Genomic DNA, 21068 nt, shown 5'->3' with positions numbered 1-21068 from the left:
CCTCGACGCCAGCTGGCCCGAGTACAACCGCCTCTACGCCCACCCCTTCACCTGGTCCTGGACTCGCGCCAAGATGCACTCGTGGGTGGACCGGCACCTGTCCTGACTATGTTGAAAAACTTGTCGGACAGTCCACTAGGGTGTGGCGGATCGCCGCACCCACCCAGAAGGCCACACCCTCTCGTGTCCTCCCCTGGTGCGAAACGCCACACCCACACCCCGGGCCTCCCCGCCCGCCTTCCTGGAAGACACGGTGGCATGCGCCTCGCAATGAGCACGGCTGTCCCGTTCGCGAGGTCCGCATGATGAAGGCGCAAGGCATGGGAGGGTCGTTCACGGTGCTCGAGAGCCGCAGGGAGCGCGCGGAGGCCATCCGCAACCGGCTCCTGAAGGCCGAGGCCGAGCTCTCCGAGCACGAGATGCGCCACTACAACGCCCTGCTGGAGGAAACGGTACGCCAGCGCACCTGCGAGCTGGAGCTGACCAATGCCCGGCTCCAGGAGAGCCTGAAGCAGCTCCAGGCCACGCAGGCGCAGCTGCTCTTCGCGGACCGGCTGGCCACCATCGGCCAGCTCGCGGCGGGCCTGGGACATGAGATCAACAACCCGCTCGCGTTCATCGTCGGCAACCTCGACTACGTGCAGCAGCAGCTGCTCCGCACCGAGGGCGCCCCCACGCCGGAGGAGAAGCAGGAGATGATCGAGGCCATCGCCGATGCGCGCGACGGCGCCGAGCGCGTCAGCCTCATCGTGAGGGATCTCAAGGTCCTCTCCCATCCCAACGACATGGAGCGCGGCCCGGTGGATGCCGTAGCCAGCCTCCGCAGCGCGGTGAAGGTGGCGGCGTACGAGCTGCGGGACCGGGCGAGCCTGGTGGAGGAGCTGGTGGCGGTGCCACCTGTCTCCGGACACAAGGCGCGCCTGTGCCAGGTGTTCCTCAACCTGCTCATCAACGCGGCCCACGCCATCCCGCCGGGACAGGCGGCGCGCAATGAGATCCGCATCTCCACCCGCATGGGCGGCCCCCGCCATGTCGTCGTCGAGGTGAGCGACACGGGCTGCGGCATCCCACCGGAGAACCTGGAGCGCATCTTCCACCCGTTCTTCACCACCAAGCCGGTGGGCGTGGGTACGGGTCTGGGACTCTCGGTGTGCCACGGCATCATCACCGCGCTGGGCGGAGAAATCTCCGTGCGCAGCGAGGTGGGCCGGGGCACCACCTTCAGCGTGAACCTCCCCCTGTACGAGGCTTGCGCGGAGCAGGAGACGTCCGCCCAGGAGGAAATCACCTCCCGCGCCGCCTGACCCCCACGCCCCGAGCGTGCACGGGGCTCGGGCAAGGCCAGGAGGAGTCAGCCCTGTCAGGGGGGAGGTTCCGGCCGCGATGGGGAGCAACTGGTCCGATGGTCGGACCAGTCGGCACGCCGCGCGACCGGAGGGCGCCCCGTTGGCCTGGACCCCGGCCCTACCGCGTCGAGCCACCCACCGGCTCTCCCGCCTTGGCGGCATCCACCGCCTTGGCGGCATCCACCACCTTGGTGGTGAGGCCCAACTCCACATCGACGGCCACCTGGGGCTCGTCCTTCACCAGGTGGTAGAACTGCTCGCGGAAGGCCTCCGGCGTGAGCCGGGCGGCCGCGGCGAACCGGGCCAGCTCCTCCGGCTTGTCGAAGTCCTGCCGCTTGAGCCGCAGCATGAAGCTCCGGGCGATCTTGTATCGGTCCGAGTCCACGTCCACCAACCGCACCCGGGGCCGCCCCGTGGCCGGGTCCTTCATCTGCTGGAAGGAGATGGGCCGGAACCGTCCGTCGATCATGGACACCACCGCCTCGGTGCCCCCCTCGATGATGTAGCGGGCCGCGCAGTAGCCGAGGTCTCGCGTGTACTCCATGTCGAAGGGAATGGGGTCCGCGCAGCGCACCTCATAGCCGATGTACTTGGTGATGAGCGTGGCCTTGATGCCCAGGCCGGCGAGCCGCTCCTTCACCGCCTTCTCGAGCACCTCGCCCAGGTTGATCTCCGCCACGTGGACGTTGCCCATGTGGTCCCGGGGGATGTCCGTGTGCCGGGCGAGATCCTCGGGGTCGATGCAATCGGCGAGGCCCTCGGCCAGGAGGACGATGCCATCCTGACGGCCATAGCCCAGCCGCTTGATGACGGAGCCCGCGAGGATGTCCACCACGGTGTTGAACGCGACGGGACAGCCCTTCTGGAACTCCTCGGGGATGATGGTGTTGGTCGCGCCCACGGCCTTGCCGATGGACAGGGCGAGGTGCCCCGCCTTGCGGCCCTGGGCCACGACGAAGTACCAGCGGTGGGTCGTCTTCGCGTCCACCATCAGGTTCTTCACGATCTCCACGCCCACGTGGCGCGCGGTCTGGAAACCGAAGGTGCTGGTGTCGTCGGGCAGGTCGATGTCGTTGTCGATCGTCTTGGGGACGTGGACCACGCGGATGCGCCCGCGGGTCTTCTCCGAGATGATCTGCGCGAGCGTGGCGGTGCCATCCCCCCCGATGGTGATGAGCATGCCCACGCCGAGCTTCTCGAGCCCGTCGAGCGTGCGCTGGAAGTGCTCGGGGGAGCGGGTGGGGTTGGCGCGGGAGATGCCGATGTACGAGCCGCCGCGGAAGTGGATGCGGCTGGTGTCCTCGATGGTGAGGGGAACGACGTGGGAGAGGTCCCCCTCGGAGATCCACTTGAAACCATCCTGGAGGCCGATGACCTCGACACCCGAGAGACGGGCGCGGATGGTGGCCGCTCCAATCACGCTGTTGATGCCCGGAGCAGGTCCTCCGGCGACGACGATGGCGAGCTTCTTCATGAGGCCATCCAAACCGAAGACCCGTCTCAGGTCCAGACACCTTCCCCGCCCTCGTTCATCCGTATTAACTCCCGGCCCGTGCTCTCCTCGCTCCTCGAGCTGCTCTACCCGCCCGCGTGCATCGCCTGCGCGAAGGTGATGCCCGTGCGCGCGGCCTTCTGCGAGACGTGTGACCTCGCCGTGGAGCGGCTCCCGCCCTCGCGCTGCCGCACCTGCGCCGAGCCCGGGCAGTTCCCCCGCGACACGTGCCCGCGCTGCCACCTGTCGCCGCCGCCCTTCACCCGCGCCTCGGCCCCCTTCGCCCACGAGGGCCCCGTCGCCCGCGCCATCCACCGCTTCAAGTACGAGGACCACCCGGAGCTCGCCCCCGCCCTCGCGGAGCTGCTCGCCACCGAGTGCCGCCAGTTCCTCGAGCAGGCGCCCGCCGTGCTCGTCGCGTTGCCGCTGCACGATCAGCGCTACCGCGAGCGGAAGTACGACCAGACGCAACTGGTGGCGGGGGAGCTGGCGCGAATCACGGGCCGAGAAGCGCCCGTGGGACTGCTCAACCGGGCCCGGGAGACGCGGCGGCAGGTGGGGCTCTCCGAGGCCGAGCGCGCCCAGAACGTGGACGGGGCCTTCACCGCGCCGCCCTCGGTGGCGGGACGGGAGTTCCTCCTGCTGGATGACGTGCTCACCACCGGGGCCACCGTCCGCGCCGCCGCCAGCGCGCTCCGGGAGGCCGGGGCCACCCGTGTCGAGGTCATCACCCTCGCCCGGGCCTTTTCTCTATGAGACCTCACCCCTCATCTTCCCAAGACCGGGCAGCAGCCTCGGCTTCCTATTGCAGGCGCACTTTCAGGCGCTCCACTGAGTCATTGGGCCGCCCCATGAAGGTGTCGAGCAGGCGTTCCTGGACAGCGTGCTGTTCCCAAACAGCCATTCGCTCGAGCCCGACACACTCCTGGGGCTCGGCACTTCTCGAATTGCCGGCGTTGTCGAAGATCGTGCAGCGACGGAAGTTCCCCACGTCCTGTCTGAATTGGACGATCGGTTGAGCCAGAAACTCCTCAATCTCTTTCCACCCGATAACCTCCCACGAACTCGGCTCCAAATGGCGGACAGCAATCTTGAAGAGGATTGGCTTGGATGCGATCCGGTCAAGGTCTGCGTCAGGACTCTGAGTCCTGTATTCGTAGAAAGCATCAATCGGCAGCTCAAGTACCCTCCCATAACCAAAGGAACCGTCAGCCAGGGGAATTCTCAGAAAGGACCCCGGTCCAGGCATGACTGTTTTCGTCATTTCCTAATATCCTGTGTAAGGATGAAGTTGACCCCAGAATTCCGTGGCTGCTCCGTGAAAGCGCCTGCCCAACGGATTGTCTTTCGCTACATCGCGCACGACGTTCTCGGTTCGATAGGGCTTGCCAGTATCTGACTGGGCCCCCCATGAAAGTCAATCAACTGCTGCTCTCTTCCGCGGATCCGCCAATACGCAGCGTCGGCATATCTTTCGCCATATTCAATGGCAGCCCCGACATCGTACTCATCAACCTCCGCTTCCTTGAACACAGCACCCTTCGGCTCGTCGTTCTCATCAACGTGATGGTTCATATCTCGAAAAGCAACGGCCCGATACGCCTGAAAGTCGAGGGGCTTGGTGAGATCAACGACCATGCTGGTTCGCCCCAGGTAGTAGCGGTGGGTGTTCATGTTGAGCTTCCTGTAGGTCACATAGATGCGCCCCCGCCTTTTCCTGGTGTCCTCGCCGGGTTCTGATTCTGGAGATGCGCCGGGAGGAGCGAGCGGGGCGTAGATCGGTCCCATTTGGGCACTGGACCCCCCGCTCCTGCGCCGTTGGGTGCATGGGATGGGTATCGACCTTGGACCCACCCGGACACATCGCCGAAGTGCGTGCCGTAGAACTCGTCCGCGATGTCGATCGGGGTCTCCGATCCCTCCACGGCCGCCTCGAAGGTAAAGCAGAGCAAGAGCACACTACCGGCTGCCGCGACAACCGCGCCTCCAGTGACAACGAGCTCTCCCGCCGCACCACCGGCCCCTGCTTCTCCCGCGGCCGTGCCGCCTTCTGGTACGAGCCGCAGCACGCCGCGTGGGATGCCATCACCAAGCCCCTCGCCAGAGAGCCCCTCCAATGGAAGTGACGAGGGTGCGGTCAACGGCACCGCTGGCGAAGCCGCCCCCAGCGTTGCCACCACAGGCACCACTTCCACGCCAGCGCGAGCCGCATGAAACGATTCATTCAGTGTCCCCGACGCAACGAAACGGCGCGGGACATGAACGCAGCGCTCTTGCGGACCCGTGGCGTGACGGACGCTCTGGGCAGCGCCGCTACACCCCACGAGAAACATGCAGAGCAGCACGGCCCACCCGCGTGACATGCAGCGCCTCCTGGCGACGTTTCCGGGACCTTCTCCGAGTCTCCCACAGTGGCGGGCCGGGAGTTCCTCCTTCTGGACGACGTGCTCACCACGGGGGCCACCGTCCGTGCCGCCCGCGCCTTTTCTCTATGAGATCTCGCCTGGCATCTTCCCAAGACCGGGTATCAAGCCTCGACTTCCTATTGCAGGCGTACCTTCAGGTGCGCCACTGAGTCATTGGGCCTCCCCATGAAGGTATCGAGCAGGCGGTCCTCGACACCGTGCTGTTCCCAAACAGCCATCGCCTCGAGCCCAACACACTCCTGGGGCTCAGCACTTCTCGAATTGCCGACGGTGTCGAAGATCTCGCAGCGACGGAAGTTCCCCACGTCCTGCCTGAATTGAACAATGGGTTGAGTCAGGGGCTCCTCGAGCTTTCTGCGTCCAATGACTTCCCACGAGCCCGGCTCCAGATGGCGGACAGCAATCTTGAAAAGGATTGGCTTGGATGCGATCCGGTCGAGGTCCGAGTCAGGGCTTTCGGTCCTGTATGCGTAGAAAGCGTCAAACACCCGTGTAAGCGCCCTCCCGTAACCGAAAGTCCCGTCGGCAAGGGGAATTCTCAGAAAGGTCCCCGGTCTATGTATGCGCACCTTCTTCATTTCCTAATGCCCCGTATAAGAATGAAGTTGACCCCAGCGCTCCGTGGCCGCGTCATGAAACCGCCTGCCCCACGGATTGTCTTTCGCCACACCACGTACGATGTTCTCGGTACGATAGGGCATTCCCGTGTCGGATTGGGCGCCCCCATAGGAATCAATCAACTGCTGCTCCCTTCCTCGAATCCGCCAGTATGCGGCGTCGTCATATCTTCGGCCATAGTCAATGGCAGTCCCTATATCGAATTGATCAACCCTCGCGAAACCGAACACAGCCCCATTGGGTTCATCGGTCTCGTCGATGTGATGGCTCATGTCTCGAAAAATAACGGCCAGAGCTGCCTGTTCTTCGAGGGGCCTGGAGAGATCGACAACCATGCTGGTTCGCCCCAGGTAGTAGCGGTGGGTGTTCTTGTTGAGCTTCCTGTAGGTCACATAGATGCGCCCCCGCCTTTTCCTGGTGTCCTTGCCGGGTTCTGATTCTGGAGATACGCCGGGAGGAGAGAGCGGGGCGTACGTCGGCCCCGTTTGGTCACTGGACCCCCCTGCACCTGCGCCGTTGGGCGCATGGGATGTGTATCGACCTTGGACCCACCCGGACACATCGCCGAAGTGCGTGCCGTAGAACTCATCCGCGATGTCGATCGGTGTCTCCGATCCATCCACGGCCGCCTCGAAGGTAAAACAGAGCAAGAGCACACTACCGGCTGCCGCGACAACGGCGCCTCCAGTGACGACGAGCTCTCCCGCCGCACCACCGGCCCCTGCTTCTCCCGCGGCCGTGCCGCCTTCTGGCACCAGCCGGAGCACGCCGCGTGGGATGCCATTACCCAGGCCCTCGCCAGAGAGCCCCTCCAACAGCGGTGACGAGGGTGGGGTCAACGGCGCCGCTGGCGAAGCAGCCCCCAGCGTTGCCGCCACAGGCACCATGTCCACGCCAGCTGCATGAAACGCTTCATTCAGTCTCCCCGACGCAACGAAACGGCGCGGGACATGAACGCAGCGCTCTTGCGGACCCGTGGCGTGACGGACGCTTCGGGCCGCGCCGCTACACCCCACGAGAAACATGCAGAGCAGTACAGCCCCGCGCATGATCCCTCCCCCTGGGAGAGGGCGGGGGGTGAGGGTCGTCACCAGGGTCACCGAGAGGACCGCACGTGAATGCCGTGAGCCGCGAAGGCGAGGAAGAAGGGGCCAATCACGAGCCAGAAGCCATGGTCGATGAACCACCCGGTGTGGGGCCGCATGTAGCGAGCGGGCGCGCGCCTCTGCGCCTTGACCAGATAACCCAACTCCCCCTGCGGCCCCTGCGAGGCCGGAACGCTGTCCGCGTTCAGGTTGATGAGGATGATGACGAGCAGGTTGAGGATTCCCAATCCCCAGAGGAAACGGGCAAGCCTCGACGGAGATTCGATGAAATGCATCCGGCGAACAGACCACTGGTCCCGAGCTCCGTCAAACGGCTGGACCGGGACGGACCCATGACCTCGTGAGTTCTCCCTGCGGAAGAGACTCCCGCCGTGGTATGAATCGAGCAGGCAGGAGCGATAGAGGACAGCACATGACAGTCACGAAGAAGAAGGGTGAGCGGCTGGGCCCGTTCCAACTCGGCAAACGGTACAAGCACGCGTCGGCGGAACTGGGCCACATCCACGAGGCGCGCAACGTCCAGACGGGAGCGCCTGCCCTGGTGATGATGCCCGGGCCTCGGCCCTCCTGGGGACCCAGGAAGAACTGGCAGGTGCGCGCCTCCTTCCAGAGCACGCCGCCCTACATCGCCCTGGAGGTGGAGCGGGCACCATCAACAGGCCGATTGGCGGAACTGGCCAACTTGTTCACCCTGCTTCTCGCGGCACTCGAGGCCGTGGGAAGCAACGCCAGGATGCGCGCACACCTGACTGGCGCCCCGATGGATCATCGGGTAGGGCGTCCTTGGCTCAGGGGACTGGTGGCCGCGGGACTCGCCGTGCTCGTGCTGGTGGGTGGCTTCTGGTGGGGCATGGGGACCCGTCCTGGCCCTTCCACTCAGCAGCCTTCAACTCCTGGCCTCGCTGAGCTGGCGGACGCCGGGATTTCGTCCTCATTCCTGATCGACGGAGAAGTACAGGGCCGGACGGGTATCGCCTATCCCCTTCCCGACAAGCCCTTCTCGAACCAGGTCAGGCCCCCCTGCCGAACCAAGGCGGACCATGTCGCGATCAACGGCGGCTGCTGGATAGAGATCGCACGCCGTCCGCCGTGCGATGAGGATCACGCCGAGTACCAGGGCAAGTGCTACATCCCGATCATGAAGGCGCCACGCCCGCCTCAATCCCTCTCTCCGTGAGCAAACACCACTCGTGGAAGCCAGTCCACGAGTGGGTTCGGATGACAGTCCGCTTCCTCCCCAAGCTCAGGGGAAGGAGCTCACGTACGTGCGGAAGTAGAGATCGTAGGCCGGGTGGGAGTTGTAGCCCACCTGGAACAGCATGCCCCCCGCGTAGGAGTCCACCGCGGAGTCGAGCTCGAAGCGCCAGTCATAGCCACCCGAGAAGTACGGCTGGACGTTCTGCACCACCAGGGCGTACTGCGTCCCGGCGGCCACGGCCACGGGAGCGCTGAAGGTGACGTCGATCCAGTTGTAGCTGCCCGAGGGAATCTGGGCCTGGCTCACCGTGCCACTGGCCAGCACCGCCCCCGAGGTCGAGCGCAGCTGCACCAGCATGTCCGGGCAGTCCGGCAGGCACTGCTTCTGCACGTACACCGAGGCGCGCTTCATGTACCCGTTCTGGCCCGCGGTGAAGGTCTGCCCACCGGGCACCGCCCCCGTGTAGAGCTGCGCCGAGTACAGGCTGTACGGCTCGTTGGCCTGGTCCAGGACCTCGGCGGCAACGACATACGTGCGGAAGTAGAGATCGTAGGCCGGGTGGGAGTTGTAGCCGACCTGGAACAGCATGCCCCCCGGATAGGAGTCCACCGAGGAGTTGGCCTCGTAGCGCCAGTCATAGCCACCCGAGTAGTACGGCTGGGCGTTCTGCACCACCAGGGCGTACTGCGTCCCGGCGGCCACCAGCACGGGAGCGCTGAAGTCGACGTCGATCCAGTTGTAGCTGCCCGTGGGAATCACGGACTGGCTCACCGTGCCACTGGCCAGCACGGCCCCCGAGGTCGAGCGCAGCTGCACCAGCATGTCCGGGCAGTTCGGCAGACACTGCTTCTGCACGTACACCGAGGCCCGGGTCAGGTACCCGTTCTTACCCGCGGTGAAGGTCTGCCCGCCGGGCACCGCTCCCGTGTACAGCTGCACCGAGTACAGGCTGTACGGCTCGTTGGCCTGGTCCAGGGCCGGGCTCTGGGCCAGCGCGGGTGTGGCGGACAGCAGAGCCGTCAGCATGAGCGGCGCGCACGCCGTGAAAAAGCGCTTCATGGATGCCTCGTCTTGTACGCGTGCAAGGGTTTCGAACCGGGGCCGCCCTCCCGCACGAAAGGTGGCGCGGCCCAGAACAGGGGCCTGAAAAGGCCGTCCACCCCCTAGCATGTTTCTCCTGTTAATCCCAGTAACAAAGGAATGTCACTTTTCCGTGAAGCAGTCAGTCCGTGGATGCGTCGGGGAGCGACAGACCAGGTTCGCGCCCGAGGCCACGCACCGCACGCAGAGGGAGGGGGAATCCGTCACCGGCCAACGGATGAGGCTCCTCCCTCGCCCGGCGGCCGACATTTCAGTTGCTTGTCCGCCCATGACGTCGCATGCAGGGGAAGGCTCTCCGATGCCCGGCTGTTCACCCGCGCCGACTCTCACCCCCGGCACCCTTTTCGACGGACGAGGAACACGGATGTCCCGTACCCCACCGCTCGCCGTGCTCTCGCGCACCACCTGGCTCGTCGCGCTGCTCGCGTTCGCCTGCCCGCTCCTCACCCGGGCCGCCTCCGAGTCCAGCGTCACCGCCGCCCGTGAGCAGGCCGAGGAAGCCCTCCAGCTCGCCTCCTCCCCTCGCGGCGCCGCCCAGCTCATCCGGCTCCACGCCCTCCGCGAGGACCTCGAGGATCTCACCCCCCTCGTGAAGACCTATGCCGAGGTGGCCACCCGCCGGGACACCGACCCCGGCACCCGCGCCACCGCCTGGTTCCTCTTCATGGACCTGGAGCGCTCGCGCGGCCGGCTCAACCGCGCCTCCGAAATCCACGACTCCTCCCTCGGCTTCATCGGCGACTACTACGTCGTCGGCGGCTTCGACAACGAGGGCAAGTCCGGCTGCGACACCGACTTCGGCCCCGAGGCCGCCACCCTGGACCTCTCCGCCACCTACCCCGGCGCCAAGGGACGTCAGGTCTCCTGGCGCCGGCTCGCCGTCAGCCCCACCGAGGGCTATGTCGACCTGGCCTCCGCCGTGCGTCCCAACCGCGAGGCCGTGGCCTATGCCCTCACCTGGCTGGAGGTCCCCGCCGAGACCCGCGTGGCGCTCGGCGTGGGCACCTCCGGCGCCTTCCGCCTCTGGGTGAATGGCGAGAAGGTCTCCAGCGGCGACACCTACAACGCGCCCCGCCCGGACCAGGCGCGCGTCTCCGTGCGCCTGCGCAAGGGCCTCAACCGCGTCCTCCTCAAGGTGTGCCAGGAGTCCGGCCCGCTCGGCTTCTTCCTGCGCCGCGACCCGACTCCCCGCCTGCGCGTCACCCTCCCCTCCACCCTCCCCGCCCTCACCAAGGGCCCCTCCGCCGCGCCCCAGCCGCTGCCCACCGTCACCTCCGCCCTCGAGGCGCTGGTGGCCAGGGCCCCCGCGGATGCCCGGCTGCGCGGCGAGTACGCCACGGTGCTCGACTTCTTCCGCGCCTTCGACGAGCGCGAGCACACCGCCACCGTGGAGGCCGACCGCGCCGCCCGCGAGGCGCCCCAGGACGTGCGCCTGCAGCTGCTGGCCGCCAGCACCCACCGCGATGACCTCAACCTGCGCCGCGGCTTCCTCGAGGCCGCCCTGCGCGCCGACCCCACCTCCACCCTGGCCCGCGTGGCGCTCGCTGAGTTCGAGCTGGAGCGCGGCCACCCCGAGCGCGTCCTCGAGCTGCTCAAGCCCGTGGTGGAGCTCTCCCCCGACTCGGCCCCCGCCCGCCTCACGCTGGCGCGCGCCTACGAGACGCTCGGCGAGTCCGCCCGCGCGCACGTGATGGTGGAGGAGACGCTCCAGCGCCTGCCCCGCATCCCCCGCGTGGTGCGCTCCGCCGCCGCCGCCGCCCGCATGCTGGACCGGCCCCAGGACTCCATCGCCCGGCTGCGCGTGGCCCTCGCCCTGCGCCATGACGACCGCTACAGCCGCGCCCAGCTCGCCTCGCAGCTCGCGGACCTGGGCCAGGTGGAGGCCGCCGCGCGCGAGCTCGCGCAGATCCTCATCCTCGACCCCTTCGACAACGCCTCCCGCCTGAAGCTGGCGGAGCTGCGTGCCGCCAACGGCCAGCTCGACGCGGCCACCGCTCACTTCGCCGAGGCCCGCGCCCTCTCCCCGGACGAGCCCGAGGTGTACGAGCGCGAGGGCCGGGCCCTGCTGTCCGCCGGCCGCCGCGAGGAGGCCCTCGCCTCCTTCGAGCGCTCGCTGGCGCTGCGTCCGCAGAACCCCGCCCTCAAGGAGGCCGTGCGCACCCTCAAGGGGGAGTCCGCCAGCACCGGCGCCCGCTACCTCGCCGACTTCAAGGGCCTGGTGAAGGACGCCGACGCCTACGCCACCGAGGACGCCGTGTACCTGGTGGACAACACCTACGTGCGCGTGCAGAAGAGCGGCCTGTCCGGCCGGCTCCACCAGTTCGCCGTGAAGGTGCTCAACACCCGTGGCGTGGACGCCTTCCGCTCCTACCCCGTCACCTACTCGCCGGACCGGCAGGAGGTGCGGATTCTGCGCGCCCGCATCACCAAGCCGGACGGCTCCGTGGTGGACAGCTACGGCGAGAGCGACCGCAACATCAACGAGCCCTGGACGGGCATGTACTACGACGCCCGCGCCAAGGTGCTCTCCTTCCCCGCGCTCGCCGTGGGCGACGTGCTGGAGCTCCAGTACCGCGTGGACGACACCGCCCAGGACAACCTCCTGTCCGACTACTGGGGCGACGTGGAGAGCGTGCAGGGCGTCTACCCGAAGGTGCAGTACCAGTTCCTCGTGGAGATGCCCAAGGAGCGGCCCCTCTACTGGAACGAGAAGAAGCTGCCCGGCGTGGCGCACGCGCGCGAGGACGTGGAGGGCGGCAGCGTCCTCTACCGCTGGAGCGCGAAGCACGTCTCCAAGGTGGTGCCCGAGCCCGGCATGCCCGGCTGGGCCGAGGTGGCCGCCAACCTCCACGTCTCCACCTACCGCACCTGGGACGAGGTGGGCCGCTACTGGTGGGGCCTCGTCCGCGACCAACTCACCCCCAACGAGGAGCTGCGCCGCACGGTGGACACCGTGTTGCAGGGCGTGGACCGCAAGGATCAGCAGGCCGTGGTGCGGGCCATCTACAGCTTCGTGGTGACGAACACGCGCTACGTGGCGCTGGAGTTCGGCATCCACGGCTACAAGCCGTACCGGGTGGACCGGGTGCTGGCGCGGCGCTTCGGCGACTGCAAGGACAAGGCGAGCCTCATCCATGCCATGCTGAAGGTGGCCGGCGTGGACAGCCGGCTGGTGCTGCTGCGCATGCGCAACCTGGGCTCCATCGGCGAGGAGCCGGCGAGCCTGGCGGCCTTCAACCACGCCATCGTCTACGTGCCGCGCTTCGACCTGTACCTGGACGGCACCGCCGAGTTCCACGGCGCGCGCGAGCTGCCCAGCGGGGACCGCGTGGCCAACGTGCTGGTGGTGGAGCCGGGCGGCAAGGCCACCTTCTCCACCACGCCCGAGGCGCGCCCCGAGGACAACGCCACCCGCCTCACCATGAACCTGACGCTGCGCCCGGACGGCAACGCCGACGTCACCGGCGCCACCCGCGTGGGCGGGCAGATGGCGCCCGAGTACCGCCGCGCCTACCGCGCCGTGTCCTCGCGCAAGTCCACCTTCGAGCGCTCCTGGGCCCAGAGCTTCCCCGGCCTCACCGTGCACGACGTGAAGCTCAACGACACCACCCGCCTGGATGACGACGTGCAGGTGGACTTCAAGATGACCATCCCGCGCTTCTCCGAGGCCCTGCCCGGCCAGCTGCGCTTCCTGCCCTTCGGCACCGGCCGCTCCTATACCCAGTCCTACGCCTCGCTCGCCGAGCGCCGCTTCGACCTGGTGATGAGTGGCCCCTGGGTCAACCACTTCTCCTTCCGCTACACGCTGCCCCCCGGCTACGGCGTGGCCGAGCTGCCCCCGGCCTATCAGGAGGAGACGCCCTTCGGCCGCGTGCGCGTCTCCTTCCGGCAGGAGGGCAACCAGCTGCTGTGCGACGGCGAGGTGGCCCTCACCGCCGCCCGGGTGAAGGCGGATGACTACCCGTCCTTCCGCTCCTTCCTCGGCCGGGTGGACCAGTCCTTCGCTCGCAAGGTGACCTTGCGAGGGCCCGCCTCCCCCACCGCGGAACGGTAGAAACGAGAGGGGTCCAGCGCCGAGGCTCCGGGCAAGGCCGCCTGAGCACCCCCCCGGGAAACGCACTCACCGCTCGCGCATCCATGTGCCGGCCCGCATAGGGACAAGGGGGCAGCACACATGGTGAAGTTGGCGCTGTTGGGAGACACCTACCCCAGTCAGCTCCAGGCGAACCCGCAGGCCATTCGGGACCTGGAGGTGGTGTGGGTGGGGAGCTCGCTGGAGGCGTTCCGCGCCGAGGTGCCGGCACTCCGGCCCCAGGTGCTCGCGCTGGACTTCGTGGACCTGGGCAAGGTGCCCGAGCGGCTCGTGCCCGAGCTGCTCGCCCTCACCGGCGCCGCGCACGCCGTCGTCAGCTACCGGCTGACGCACCATGGCATGCTCCAAGCGCTCACTTCTCAACGGATCCGCTTCGTCCAGGGGCCCCTGCCGCTCGGCCTGCTGCGCACCCACGTCCACCGGGCGCTGGACGAGGCGCGTCAGGCCCGGAGCCAGGAGGTGCCCCGGGCCGCGGCCCACGCGCCCAAGCCGCCGCGCTTCACCCACGAGCAGCTCGGCCGGTTGATGGAGCTGGTGGCCACGGTGAAGTGCGAGTGCCCCAACCACCTCGCCCAGCTCATCAGCGGCCTGCGCGCCTTCGAGGACTACTCGAAGGGGTGTGAGAGCCGCGACGAGAAGGACCAGCGGATGCACGCCCTGCTCTACCGGCAGACGGCCGCCGCCCGCGAGGCCATGGAGGACGGGCTCGCGGCGCTGCTCGAGTACGAGAACATCCGGCTGTGAGCCGGGTGCCTCAGCCCGGCAGCAGCGCGGCGAGCAGCTGGCGCACCTCGGTGGGGCCGTCCACCCGGTAGCCGGCGCGCGTCTTCTTGCCGCCCGCGTGGATGGCGAGGGCCCCCTCGGGCAGCGCGGCGAAGAGGTCCTCGTCCGTGCGGTCATCGCCGAGGGCCACCACCAACGTGCCGGGGGCCATGCCCCCGGTGAGGGTGCCCACCACGCGGCCCTTGTTCACCCCGCGCGCGCGCACCTCCACCACCTTGTCGCCGGGCAGCACCTCCAGGGGGCCGTGGGCGAACACCTCGCCGAGGTGCAGCCGCAGCTCCAGCGCCTGCCTCGCGCCGAACACCCGGTCCACCTGCCGGTAGTGCCACGCGAGCGACGCGGACTTCTCCTCCACCAGGGCCCCGGGCACGCGCGCGGCGAAGGCATCGAGCACCGGCCGTACCAGGGCCTTCCAGTCCGTGGGCACGCCCTCCAGGGCCTTCCACTCCTGGCCCGGCGCCAGGCGGGACCAGAGGCCGTGCTCGGCGTGCAGGCCCACCGGGAGCGCGCCGAGCCACGCCTCCAGCGTCTCCTTGGTGCGCCCGCTGACGATGTGCACCCGGGTATCCGGCCGGGTAGCGAGCCGCTGCAGCAGGTCCAACAGCGCCACGTCCGGCGCGGCCAGCTCGGGCCTCGGCGCGAAGGGGACGAGCGTGCCGTCGTAGTCGATGAGGAGCAGCAGGCGCCCGGCCCGGCGCATGCGCTCGAGCGCCACCTCCGCGCCCGCGGGCTCCACGCGCGGAGGGGCCGGGGGGGTGGCCTCGAGCATGTCCAGGAAGGAGCGCACCCACCAGTGCACGTCGTACTCCTTCACCCGGGTGCGCAGGGTGCGCATGCGCGTGCGCCGCTCCTCCTGCGGCATCTCCAGCGCCGCCTCCAGCGCGTCCGCCATGCCCTCCACGTCGTAGGGGTTGATGATCAGCGCGTCCCCCAGCTCGTCCGCCGCGCCGGCGAACTCGCTGAGCACCAGCACGCCGTCCTCGTCCGGGCGCGCGGCGCAGAACTCCTTGGCCACCAGGTTCATGCCGTCGCGGATGGGCGTGACGAGCATCACGTCCGCGGCGCGGTAGAGGGCGGCGAGCTGCTTCTCGTTGAAGGAGCGGTAGAGGTAATGCACCGGGACGTTGTGGACGCTGCCGTACAGGCCGTTGATGCGTCCCACCAGCTCGTCCACCTTCTCGCGGTAGGTGGCGTAGTCCTCCACCCCGGTGCGGCTGGGGACGGCCACCTGGACGAAGCGCAGCCGGCCACGCCAGGCGGGCTCGCGCTCCAGCAGCCGCTGCACCGCCATGAGCCGGCGGGGAATCCCCTTGGTGTAGTCCAGCCGGTCCACGCCCAGCACCAGCCGCTGCTCCGTGCTCTTCTCCCGGTGCACGCGCACCTCGTCGAGCACCGCCGGGTCGTTGGCGAGGTTCTCGAAGGCCTGCGCGTCGATGCCCATGGGGAAGGCGCCCAGCCGCACCTCGCGCCCCTCGTGGTCCACCCGGTCCACCACCGTCTCCAGCCCCAACAGGCGCATGAGGGTGCTGGCGAAGTGGCGCACGTACGTGTGCGTGTGGAAGCCGATGAGGTCCGCGCCCAGCAGGCCGCGCACCAGCTCCACGCGGTGCGGCAGGCTGCGGAAGATCTCACTGGAGGGGAAGGGAATGTGGTGGAAGTAGCCGATGCGCGCCTGGGGCAGCCGCGCGCGCAGGAAGGCCGGCACCAGCATGAGCTGGTAGTCGTGCACCCAGATGGTGTCCCCGGGCTGGTACTGCTTCGCCACCAGGTCGGCGAAGCGCTCGTTCACCTTGCGGTAGATGTCCCAGTCCCGGTCCTGCCGGGGAATGCGATCGATGAGGTAGTGGCACAGCGGCCAGAGGACCTGGTTGGAGTAGCCCTCGTAGTAGCGGCTGACCTCGCTGGCGCTCAGGTGGATGGGCACGCAGCGCAGCTCGGCGAGCTGGGCCTCCACGGACGCGCGCTGCGGCGGCGTGAGGCGCGAGACATCCCCCGGCCAGCCGATCCACACGCCCCCCGAGCGCTCATGCGGGCCGCGCAGGCCCGTGGCGAGCCCTCCGGCACTGCGGACCACGGAGACCCCGTCCTTGTCCGACTTCACGGTGACGGGGAGGCGATTGGAAACGAGCAGGAGTCGGGACATACGTCCCAGACCCTTACTCAGCCACGCGGGAGATGGCCACCCCTGAAATGGGGGCCGTGCCACCTGGAGAACCTTGGCCGCCGCGTGTCCACCCGAGCCGCGCGAGCAGCCGGGGCTCCCGGCCCGGCTTCCAGATGAACGCGTCCAGCACGTAGTGCGTGGCCTGCGGCAGCGCGAGCAGCGGCACCACCAGCGCCAGCACGTCCGCGGGCAGCACCGGGCCGCCCTCGCCGAAGAGGCGCGGACGCTCGTGCCACACCAGCGTGTCCCAGAGCAGCTCCTCCCCGAAGGCGAGCACGCACAGCACCCCCAGGAAGCCGGGCAGGCCCGCGCGCACCACGGGCCCCAGCCAGCCATAACCCCCCTCGGCGAGCCGCCCGCGCGTGTACCGGAAGAGCAGCGCGAAGTAGGGCACGCCGTGCAGGACGACGTTCATCACCGTGAAGGCGAAGTCATCCCGGGCCACCACGATGCCGCCGAACCACGTCACCGCGGTGGCGAGCACGAGCAGCACCTTGCCCACCTGGAGGCCCTCGCCGCGCAGGACGCGCGCCCCCTGGAAGCCCGCCCACGCGGCCAGCACCAGCCCCTGCACGGCGAGCGCCCCGGTGCCCACCCACGCGGGCAGACCGGAGACGAAGTCGTTCTCCACGAACCACCAGAAGGACCGGGGAAGGTTCGCGTGCCACCAGAGCACGGGGCCCAGGGTGGCGGCGTAGATGGCGGCGGCATCGAGCACGCGCTCGGTGTCCGGGACACGGGCCTTGCGGCCATAGAGGGCCACCCAGCCGTACTGCTGGCGGATGAAGTGGAAGAGCGCCGTGTACGCGAAGAGCCGCCAGAAGGTGCCCGGGGAGAGCAGGTACGCGAACACGCCCGACAGGTACGCGGCGAGCGGGGCGGCGATGTAGAGCCCGGGCCGGCTCCGCAGCTCGTCCCCATCGAGGTAGGTGCGGAAGAGCGTGGACCAGACGTGGGCCACGTCGACACAGACGACGAACAGCGCCCACGCCCACAGCGGCGTATCCCCCACGGCGCCCAGCGCGGGCGCGGCGAGCACGAGCGCCACCGACACGAGCGCGCTGCCCGCGAAGACGGAGAGGTCCACGCCTCGTCCGAAGAGCCAGGCCTGGGAGGAAGCGAGAAAACGAGACATCACGCCGGAGGGTACCAGCCTCGAACGTCGAATGGAGGGCCGTCGAATGGACCGCTGCTGAACAGGTACGTGAGGTGCTTCTTTTTTTCCCACCTGCTCGCCGGGCGGACAGGGAAGCTGCCGACGCGCCCAGAATCCCCGGCCCTCGTGGAGTGCCATGCTTCCCGACTCCTCCATCACCTTCGATGACTCGCGCTGGCCACTCCGGCTCGTCCGGTTCGTGGGAACGCCCACGCCCCGGCAGTACGAGCACTACCTGGAGACGGTCTCCTCCAGCCTGCGGCGGCGGGAGCGGTACCTCAGCGTCACCGACCTGACCCGGGGAGGCTTGCCCACGCCCGAGCAGCGGCAGCGGCAGGTCCTCTGGATGCAGGAGCACGAGGGACTCCTGCGCGAGGTGGTGCTCGGGATGGCGTTCGTCATCACCTCGCCCGTCATGCGGCTGTCGGTGAGCACCGTCATGCACTTCAAGCCGCTGCCGGTGCCGTACTTCGTCACCGCCCAGGAGCACGAGGCGATGGGCTGGGCGAGCGCGCGCCTCGAGGAGCAGGGGCTGCGCCTCTCTCCGCCTGAAGCCAAAGCTGGAAGCGGGCCCCGCGTGGCGTCAACATCGCCCCGCCGATGCCTTCCGACCTGACGCCTCCTCCCGCGAACTTCCGCCGCCGGCTCCTCGCCGTGATGCTCGTCACGGGGCTGGTGCCGCTCGTGCTGCTCGGCTTCATCGCCCGGCAGGCCCTGGAGGATCTCCTCTCCGTCTCGCTGACGCCCGTGGAGCAGGTGCTCGAGGACGTGTCCGCGGGGCTCGCCCGCGAGGGCCGCTCCCAGGACGTGCTGGAGGAGGCCCGGCTCAACCTCGCCCAGGCGGAGCTCGCCCGCCGTGCGCTCGCGCGCCGCACACCCTGGCTCATCGGCGTGCTGCTGCTCGTCTCGGCCACCGTGCTCACCGGCGCCGCCGTGCTGCTCGGCCGCGCCCTCACCCGCCCCGTCTCCACCCTCACCCGCGGCATGTGGGCCTACGCGCGGGGAGACCTCTCCGTCCAGCTCCCCGCCCCCGAGACGCCCCGCGACGAGCTGCAATTCCTCCTCGTCCAGTTCAACCGCATGGGCCGCGAACTCGCCGCCCAGCGCGAGCGCCTCAAGGCCGCCGAGCAGATAGCGGCATGGCAGGACGTGGCCCGCGCGCTCGCCCACGAGCTGCGCAACCCCCTCACCGGCATGAAGCTCGCGCTGGCGCGGCTGTCGCGCGGAGACACGCCTCCGGACGCCACGCGCCTCACCGAGTCCGTGTCCCTCTTGCAGGAGGAGGTGGAGCGGCTCATGCGGATGACGCGGAGCTTCTCCGACTTCGCCCGCCTGCCCGCGCCGCGCATCCAACCCGTGGCCCTGCGCCCGCTGCTCGCCGACGTGTGCGCCCTCTACCAGGACACCTCGCCCGTGCCCGTGGAGTTGCAACCCGGCCCCGAGCCCTCGCTCTCCGCGGACCCGGACGGCCTGCGCCGCCTCTTCGGCAACCTCGTCAAGAACGCCACCGAGGCCTCCACGGCCGGCTCCGCCCCCGTGCGCATCGCCATCGAGACACTCGCCTCGGCGGTGCGCGTCTCCATCCGTGACGGAGGCAGTGGGATTGACGAAGTGCTCGAGGGCCCCGCCCTCACCCGGGGCCTCTTCAGCACCAAGCCCGAGGGCAGCGGCCTGGGACTGCCCATCGCCCAGAAGATCGTCCACGAGCACGGCGGCACCCTGCGCCTGGAGCCCGCGCCCGGTGGCGGCACGCTCGCGCTCGTGGAGCTGCCCCAGAACCACAACACACCGGAAGGAGCATGAGGGACATGAGGCGCAGTGGAAGCAGGACGGGGCGCACCTGGGGGCTGGCGGGTTTTCTCGTGGTGCTCGTGGCGGCCCTCGGGGCCTGGGCGGAGCCGCCCGCCTCGAAGCTTCCTGGCCGGAAGCCTGATTCCAAGGAGCCCTGGGGCCCTTTCCTTGGCAAGGCCGCACATGACGCCATTGGCAAAGAGTACCGCCTGCAGCATCCCTCCAACACCGTCTTCCTCGGAACCATCAACCTCTACAAAATCGTGGAGCAAGGGAAGTTGGGGGACCCCGAACGCCTTTCGGAGTTCGTGAGGCTCTTGCGTCCGGACATCACCGATACCCGCGCCCTCGTGCTCTTCGAGATCAAACCGGACAATGAGGCGTCACGCGAGGAAGGGAGAGAACAGGTGGGGCGCTACCTGGCGGCTCTGAATGAGGCTGTCGACCCTGACAAGAAGCTCACGAGAGGCACCGGCTTCGAAGGGTCGCTCTTCCTCGAATTCGAAAACGGGGGCGCACTCTGGAGGTTGTCCTGGCGCACGCCAGAACCCGGAGTGACGCTGTACCGCTGGAGCTACCGGCGCAAGAAGTCCGGTGCTTCCTGGAAGGAGCGAGCGGCCCAGAAGGAAGAGGAGTTGCCCAGGGAAGAGGTAGAACAGCGCGGCGAATTGGCCGAGCAGGCCATCCGGTCTGCTTATGAAGGAGGAGAACGCCCCAAGGGATTCCAGGGTCAGGTCTACCTGCCCGCGGATTGCCGCTGAGCAGGCGGGAGGCGATTGAGGAGCTGTTGACCGCCGTGTTAGGCCGAAAGCCATGCCCATGGAACAAGCCCCAGCGCTCGAGTTTCCAGCGATGCTCTACGGCACCAAGGTCACCACTCGCCGCAAGGTGGGTGCCGAGGGCCGCTGGTGGGCCCGGGAGTACCTCAAGACCGGTTCCTTTCCCCAGCCCCGGGAGATGCGCCAGGTGCCGCCTGGCGAAGTGCTACTCATGCACTCAGGGGCCGACTTCGACACGGGCGACCCCCGCTGGCGAATGCATATGTTCGGCGACGTCTTCATGTACTTGAATGAGGGAGTCCCGAAGGAGGAGCGCCAGCGCATGAGGGATGCCTTCGAGTCCTTCTGCCTCAGCACCCCTTGGGGGGCTCTCGACCATGTCGTGTCTCCGTATCCCTTGCGGAGCGCTGAGCGCATGGCGAAACGGCTCGCCGCCGTGCTCCACTTCTGGGAGGTGCTCCAGGGCCTTCGCTACGCGTTCTGGTCATTCGATCAGAAGTACACGCTGGAAGAGCTCATGGATGACATCTACCGCAGGACCCTGGAGGCCTGGTGCCCCGGAGGCCCTGCCTCGGTCCGCGAGCACATGGCCCTGACCGTGGAGCGCATGTCTCGCGCGACCCGAGAGGATTGCATCGAGGCCCTGCTGCGAATGATTCCCCCCCTGGTCGCGGCGGACACCGAATTCAAGCACCCCGAGGTGCTCAGCGACCCGGGCTTCCTGCGCGAGCGCCTCTCGACGCTTCCCTCGAAGGACTTCGATGATTTCTCCAGTGCCTACAAATACACGGTGACCATACAGTTGGCTGCCTGGGACAGAAAGCTGGGGTGGCATTAGCATCATCCTTCCCGCCCCTCAGTCCGTGAGCCCAGCTCGCTCACCCAGGCCCACTTCTCCCTCATCCAGCGTGCTCGGTAACACATGCCCCCATGCCGCACCCGCTCCTGGGGAACAGGGCGCGGCCCTCCCTCCACTCCCCGAGGCCGGTCCCCTTGACTGCTGACCCTCACTCAT

The 21068-nt window shown here is 68.3% G+C and carries 18 protein-coding genes; 9 read left to right on the top strand and 9 right to left on the bottom strand.

Features of this window, described 5'->3' with window-relative positions; translation table 11 throughout:
• The first annotated feature begins 302 nt into the window (after positions 1-302).
• Positions 303-1304, top strand: coding sequence for a sensor histidine kinase (locus tag VFZ09_RS10465; protein WP_329727376.1), 1002 nt, complete (start codon positions 303-305; stop codon positions 1302-1304).
• Between the two features lie 160 nt (positions 1305-1464).
• Here VFZ09_RS10465 and pfp read toward each other — a convergent pair whose 3' ends face one another.
• Complete coding sequence (gene pfp, locus VFZ09_RS10460) at positions 1465-2820, bottom strand: diphosphate--fructose-6-phosphate 1-phosphotransferase (protein ID WP_329727375.1); 1356 nt, start codon at positions 2818-2820, stop codon at positions 1465-1467.
• Between the two features lie 78 nt (positions 2821-2898).
• On the opposite strand from pfp, the gene VFZ09_RS10455 reads away from it, so the two are divergent.
• Positions 2899-3594 carry a ComF family protein gene (locus tag VFZ09_RS10455; protein ID WP_329727374.1) on the top strand — a complete coding sequence of 232 codons (696 nt, stop codon included), beginning with the start codon at positions 2899-2901 and terminating at the stop codon, positions 3592-3594.
• A 46-nt stretch (positions 3595-3640) separates the two neighbouring features.
• Here the strand turns inward: VFZ09_RS10455 and VFZ09_RS10450 are convergent, their stop codons facing one another.
• The 5 genes from VFZ09_RS10450 to VFZ09_RS10430 form a co-directional block, all read right to left on the bottom strand.
• Positions 3641-4102 carry an immunity 26/phosphotriesterase HocA family protein gene (locus VFZ09_RS10450; protein WP_329727373.1) on the bottom strand — a complete coding sequence of 154 codons (462 nt, stop codon included), beginning with the start codon at positions 4100-4102 and terminating at the stop codon, positions 3641-3643.
• Between the two features lie 86 nt (positions 4103-4188).
• Positions 4189-4512, bottom strand: coding sequence for a hypothetical protein (locus VFZ09_RS10445; protein ID WP_329727372.1), 324 nt, complete (start codon positions 4510-4512; stop codon positions 4189-4191).
• An 868-nt stretch (positions 4513-5380) separates the two neighbouring features.
• Positions 5381-5842 carry an immunity 26/phosphotriesterase HocA family protein gene (locus tag VFZ09_RS10440; protein WP_329727371.1) on the bottom strand — a complete coding sequence of 154 codons (462 nt, stop codon included), beginning with the start codon at positions 5840-5842 and terminating at the stop codon, positions 5381-5383.
• A 3-nt stretch (positions 5843-5845) separates the two neighbouring features.
• Positions 5846-6775 carry a hypothetical protein gene (locus tag VFZ09_RS10435; protein ID WP_329727370.1) on the bottom strand — a complete coding sequence of 310 codons (930 nt, stop codon included), beginning with the start codon at positions 6773-6775 and terminating at the stop codon, positions 5846-5848.
• A gap of 203 nt (positions 6776-6978) precedes the next feature.
• Entirely contained in the window at positions 6979-7263 is a 285-nt protein-coding gene (locus tag VFZ09_RS10430) for a hypothetical protein (protein ID WP_329727369.1), read from the bottom strand.
• 137 nt (positions 7264-7400) lie between these two features.
• Here VFZ09_RS10430 and VFZ09_RS10425 point away from each other — a divergent pair, with 137 nt between their 5' ends.
• Positions 7401-8165 carry a hypothetical protein gene (locus tag VFZ09_RS10425; protein ID WP_329727368.1) on the top strand — a complete coding sequence of 255 codons (765 nt, stop codon included), beginning with the start codon at positions 7401-7403 and terminating at the stop codon, positions 8163-8165.
• A gap of 66 nt (positions 8166-8231) precedes the next feature.
• Here VFZ09_RS10425 and VFZ09_RS10420 read toward each other — a convergent pair whose 3' ends face one another.
• Positions 8232-9245 carry a DUF4082 domain-containing protein gene (locus tag VFZ09_RS10420; protein ID WP_329727367.1) on the bottom strand — a complete coding sequence of 338 codons (1014 nt, stop codon included), beginning with the start codon at positions 9243-9245 and terminating at the stop codon, positions 8232-8234.
• A gap of 406 nt (positions 9246-9651) precedes the next feature.
• Here VFZ09_RS10420 and VFZ09_RS10415 point away from each other — a divergent pair, with 406 nt between their 5' ends.
• Both VFZ09_RS10415 and VFZ09_RS10410 read left to right on the top strand, forming a co-directional pair.
• Entirely contained in the window at positions 9652-13341 is a 3690-nt protein-coding gene (locus VFZ09_RS10415; RefSeq protein ID WP_329727366.1) for a DUF3857 domain-containing protein, read from the top strand.
• Between the two features lie 120 nt (positions 13342-13461).
• Complete coding sequence (locus VFZ09_RS10410) at positions 13462-14124, top strand: hypothetical protein (RefSeq protein ID WP_329727365.1); 663 nt, start codon at positions 13462-13464, stop codon at positions 14122-14124.
• A 10-nt stretch (positions 14125-14134) separates the two neighbouring features.
• Here VFZ09_RS10410 and VFZ09_RS10405 read toward each other — a convergent pair whose 3' ends face one another.
• Complete coding sequence (locus tag VFZ09_RS10405; protein WP_329727364.1) at positions 14135-16306, bottom strand: bifunctional alpha,alpha-trehalose-phosphate synthase (UDP-forming)/trehalose-phosphatase; 2172 nt, start codon at positions 16304-16306, stop codon at positions 14135-14137.
• Between the two features lie 13 nt (positions 16307-16319).
• Positions 16320-17462: a hypothetical protein gene (locus VFZ09_RS10400; RefSeq protein WP_329727380.1), complete on the bottom strand. Its 1143-nt coding sequence runs from the start codon at positions 17460-17462 to the stop codon at positions 16320-16322.
• A 157-nt stretch (positions 17463-17619) separates the two neighbouring features.
• Between VFZ09_RS10400 and VFZ09_RS10395 the strand changes: the two genes are divergently transcribed.
• The 4 genes from VFZ09_RS10395 to VFZ09_RS10380 are packed head-to-tail and all read left to right on the top strand — an operon-like array spanning position 17620 to position 20891.
• Entirely contained in the window at positions 17620-18099 is a 480-nt protein-coding gene (locus tag VFZ09_RS10395; RefSeq protein ID WP_329727363.1) for an STAS/SEC14 domain-containing protein, read from the top strand.
• Complete coding sequence (locus tag VFZ09_RS10390) at positions 18084-19286, top strand: sensor histidine kinase (RefSeq protein ID WP_329727362.1); 1203 nt, start codon at positions 18084-18086, stop codon at positions 19284-19286. Before VFZ09_RS10395 ends, VFZ09_RS10390 begins: the two co-directional genes overlap by 16 nt.
• A 5-nt stretch (positions 19287-19291) precedes the next feature.
• Positions 19292-20035, top strand: coding sequence for a hypothetical protein (locus VFZ09_RS10385; RefSeq protein WP_329727361.1), 744 nt, complete (start codon positions 19292-19294; stop codon positions 20033-20035).
• A gap of 58 nt (positions 20036-20093) precedes the next feature.
• Positions 20094-20891 carry a hypothetical protein gene (locus VFZ09_RS10380; protein WP_329727360.1) on the top strand — a complete coding sequence of 266 codons (798 nt, stop codon included), beginning with the start codon at positions 20094-20096 and terminating at the stop codon, positions 20889-20891.
• Positions 20892-21068 lie beyond the last annotated feature (177 nt).

Origin of the sequence: Archangium sp. (assembly GCF_036277355.1) — a bacterium.
Lineage (GTDB): Bacteria > Myxococcota > Myxococcia > Myxococcales > Myxococcaceae > Archangium.
This window is presented reverse-complemented; position numbering and strand designations above follow the sequence as displayed.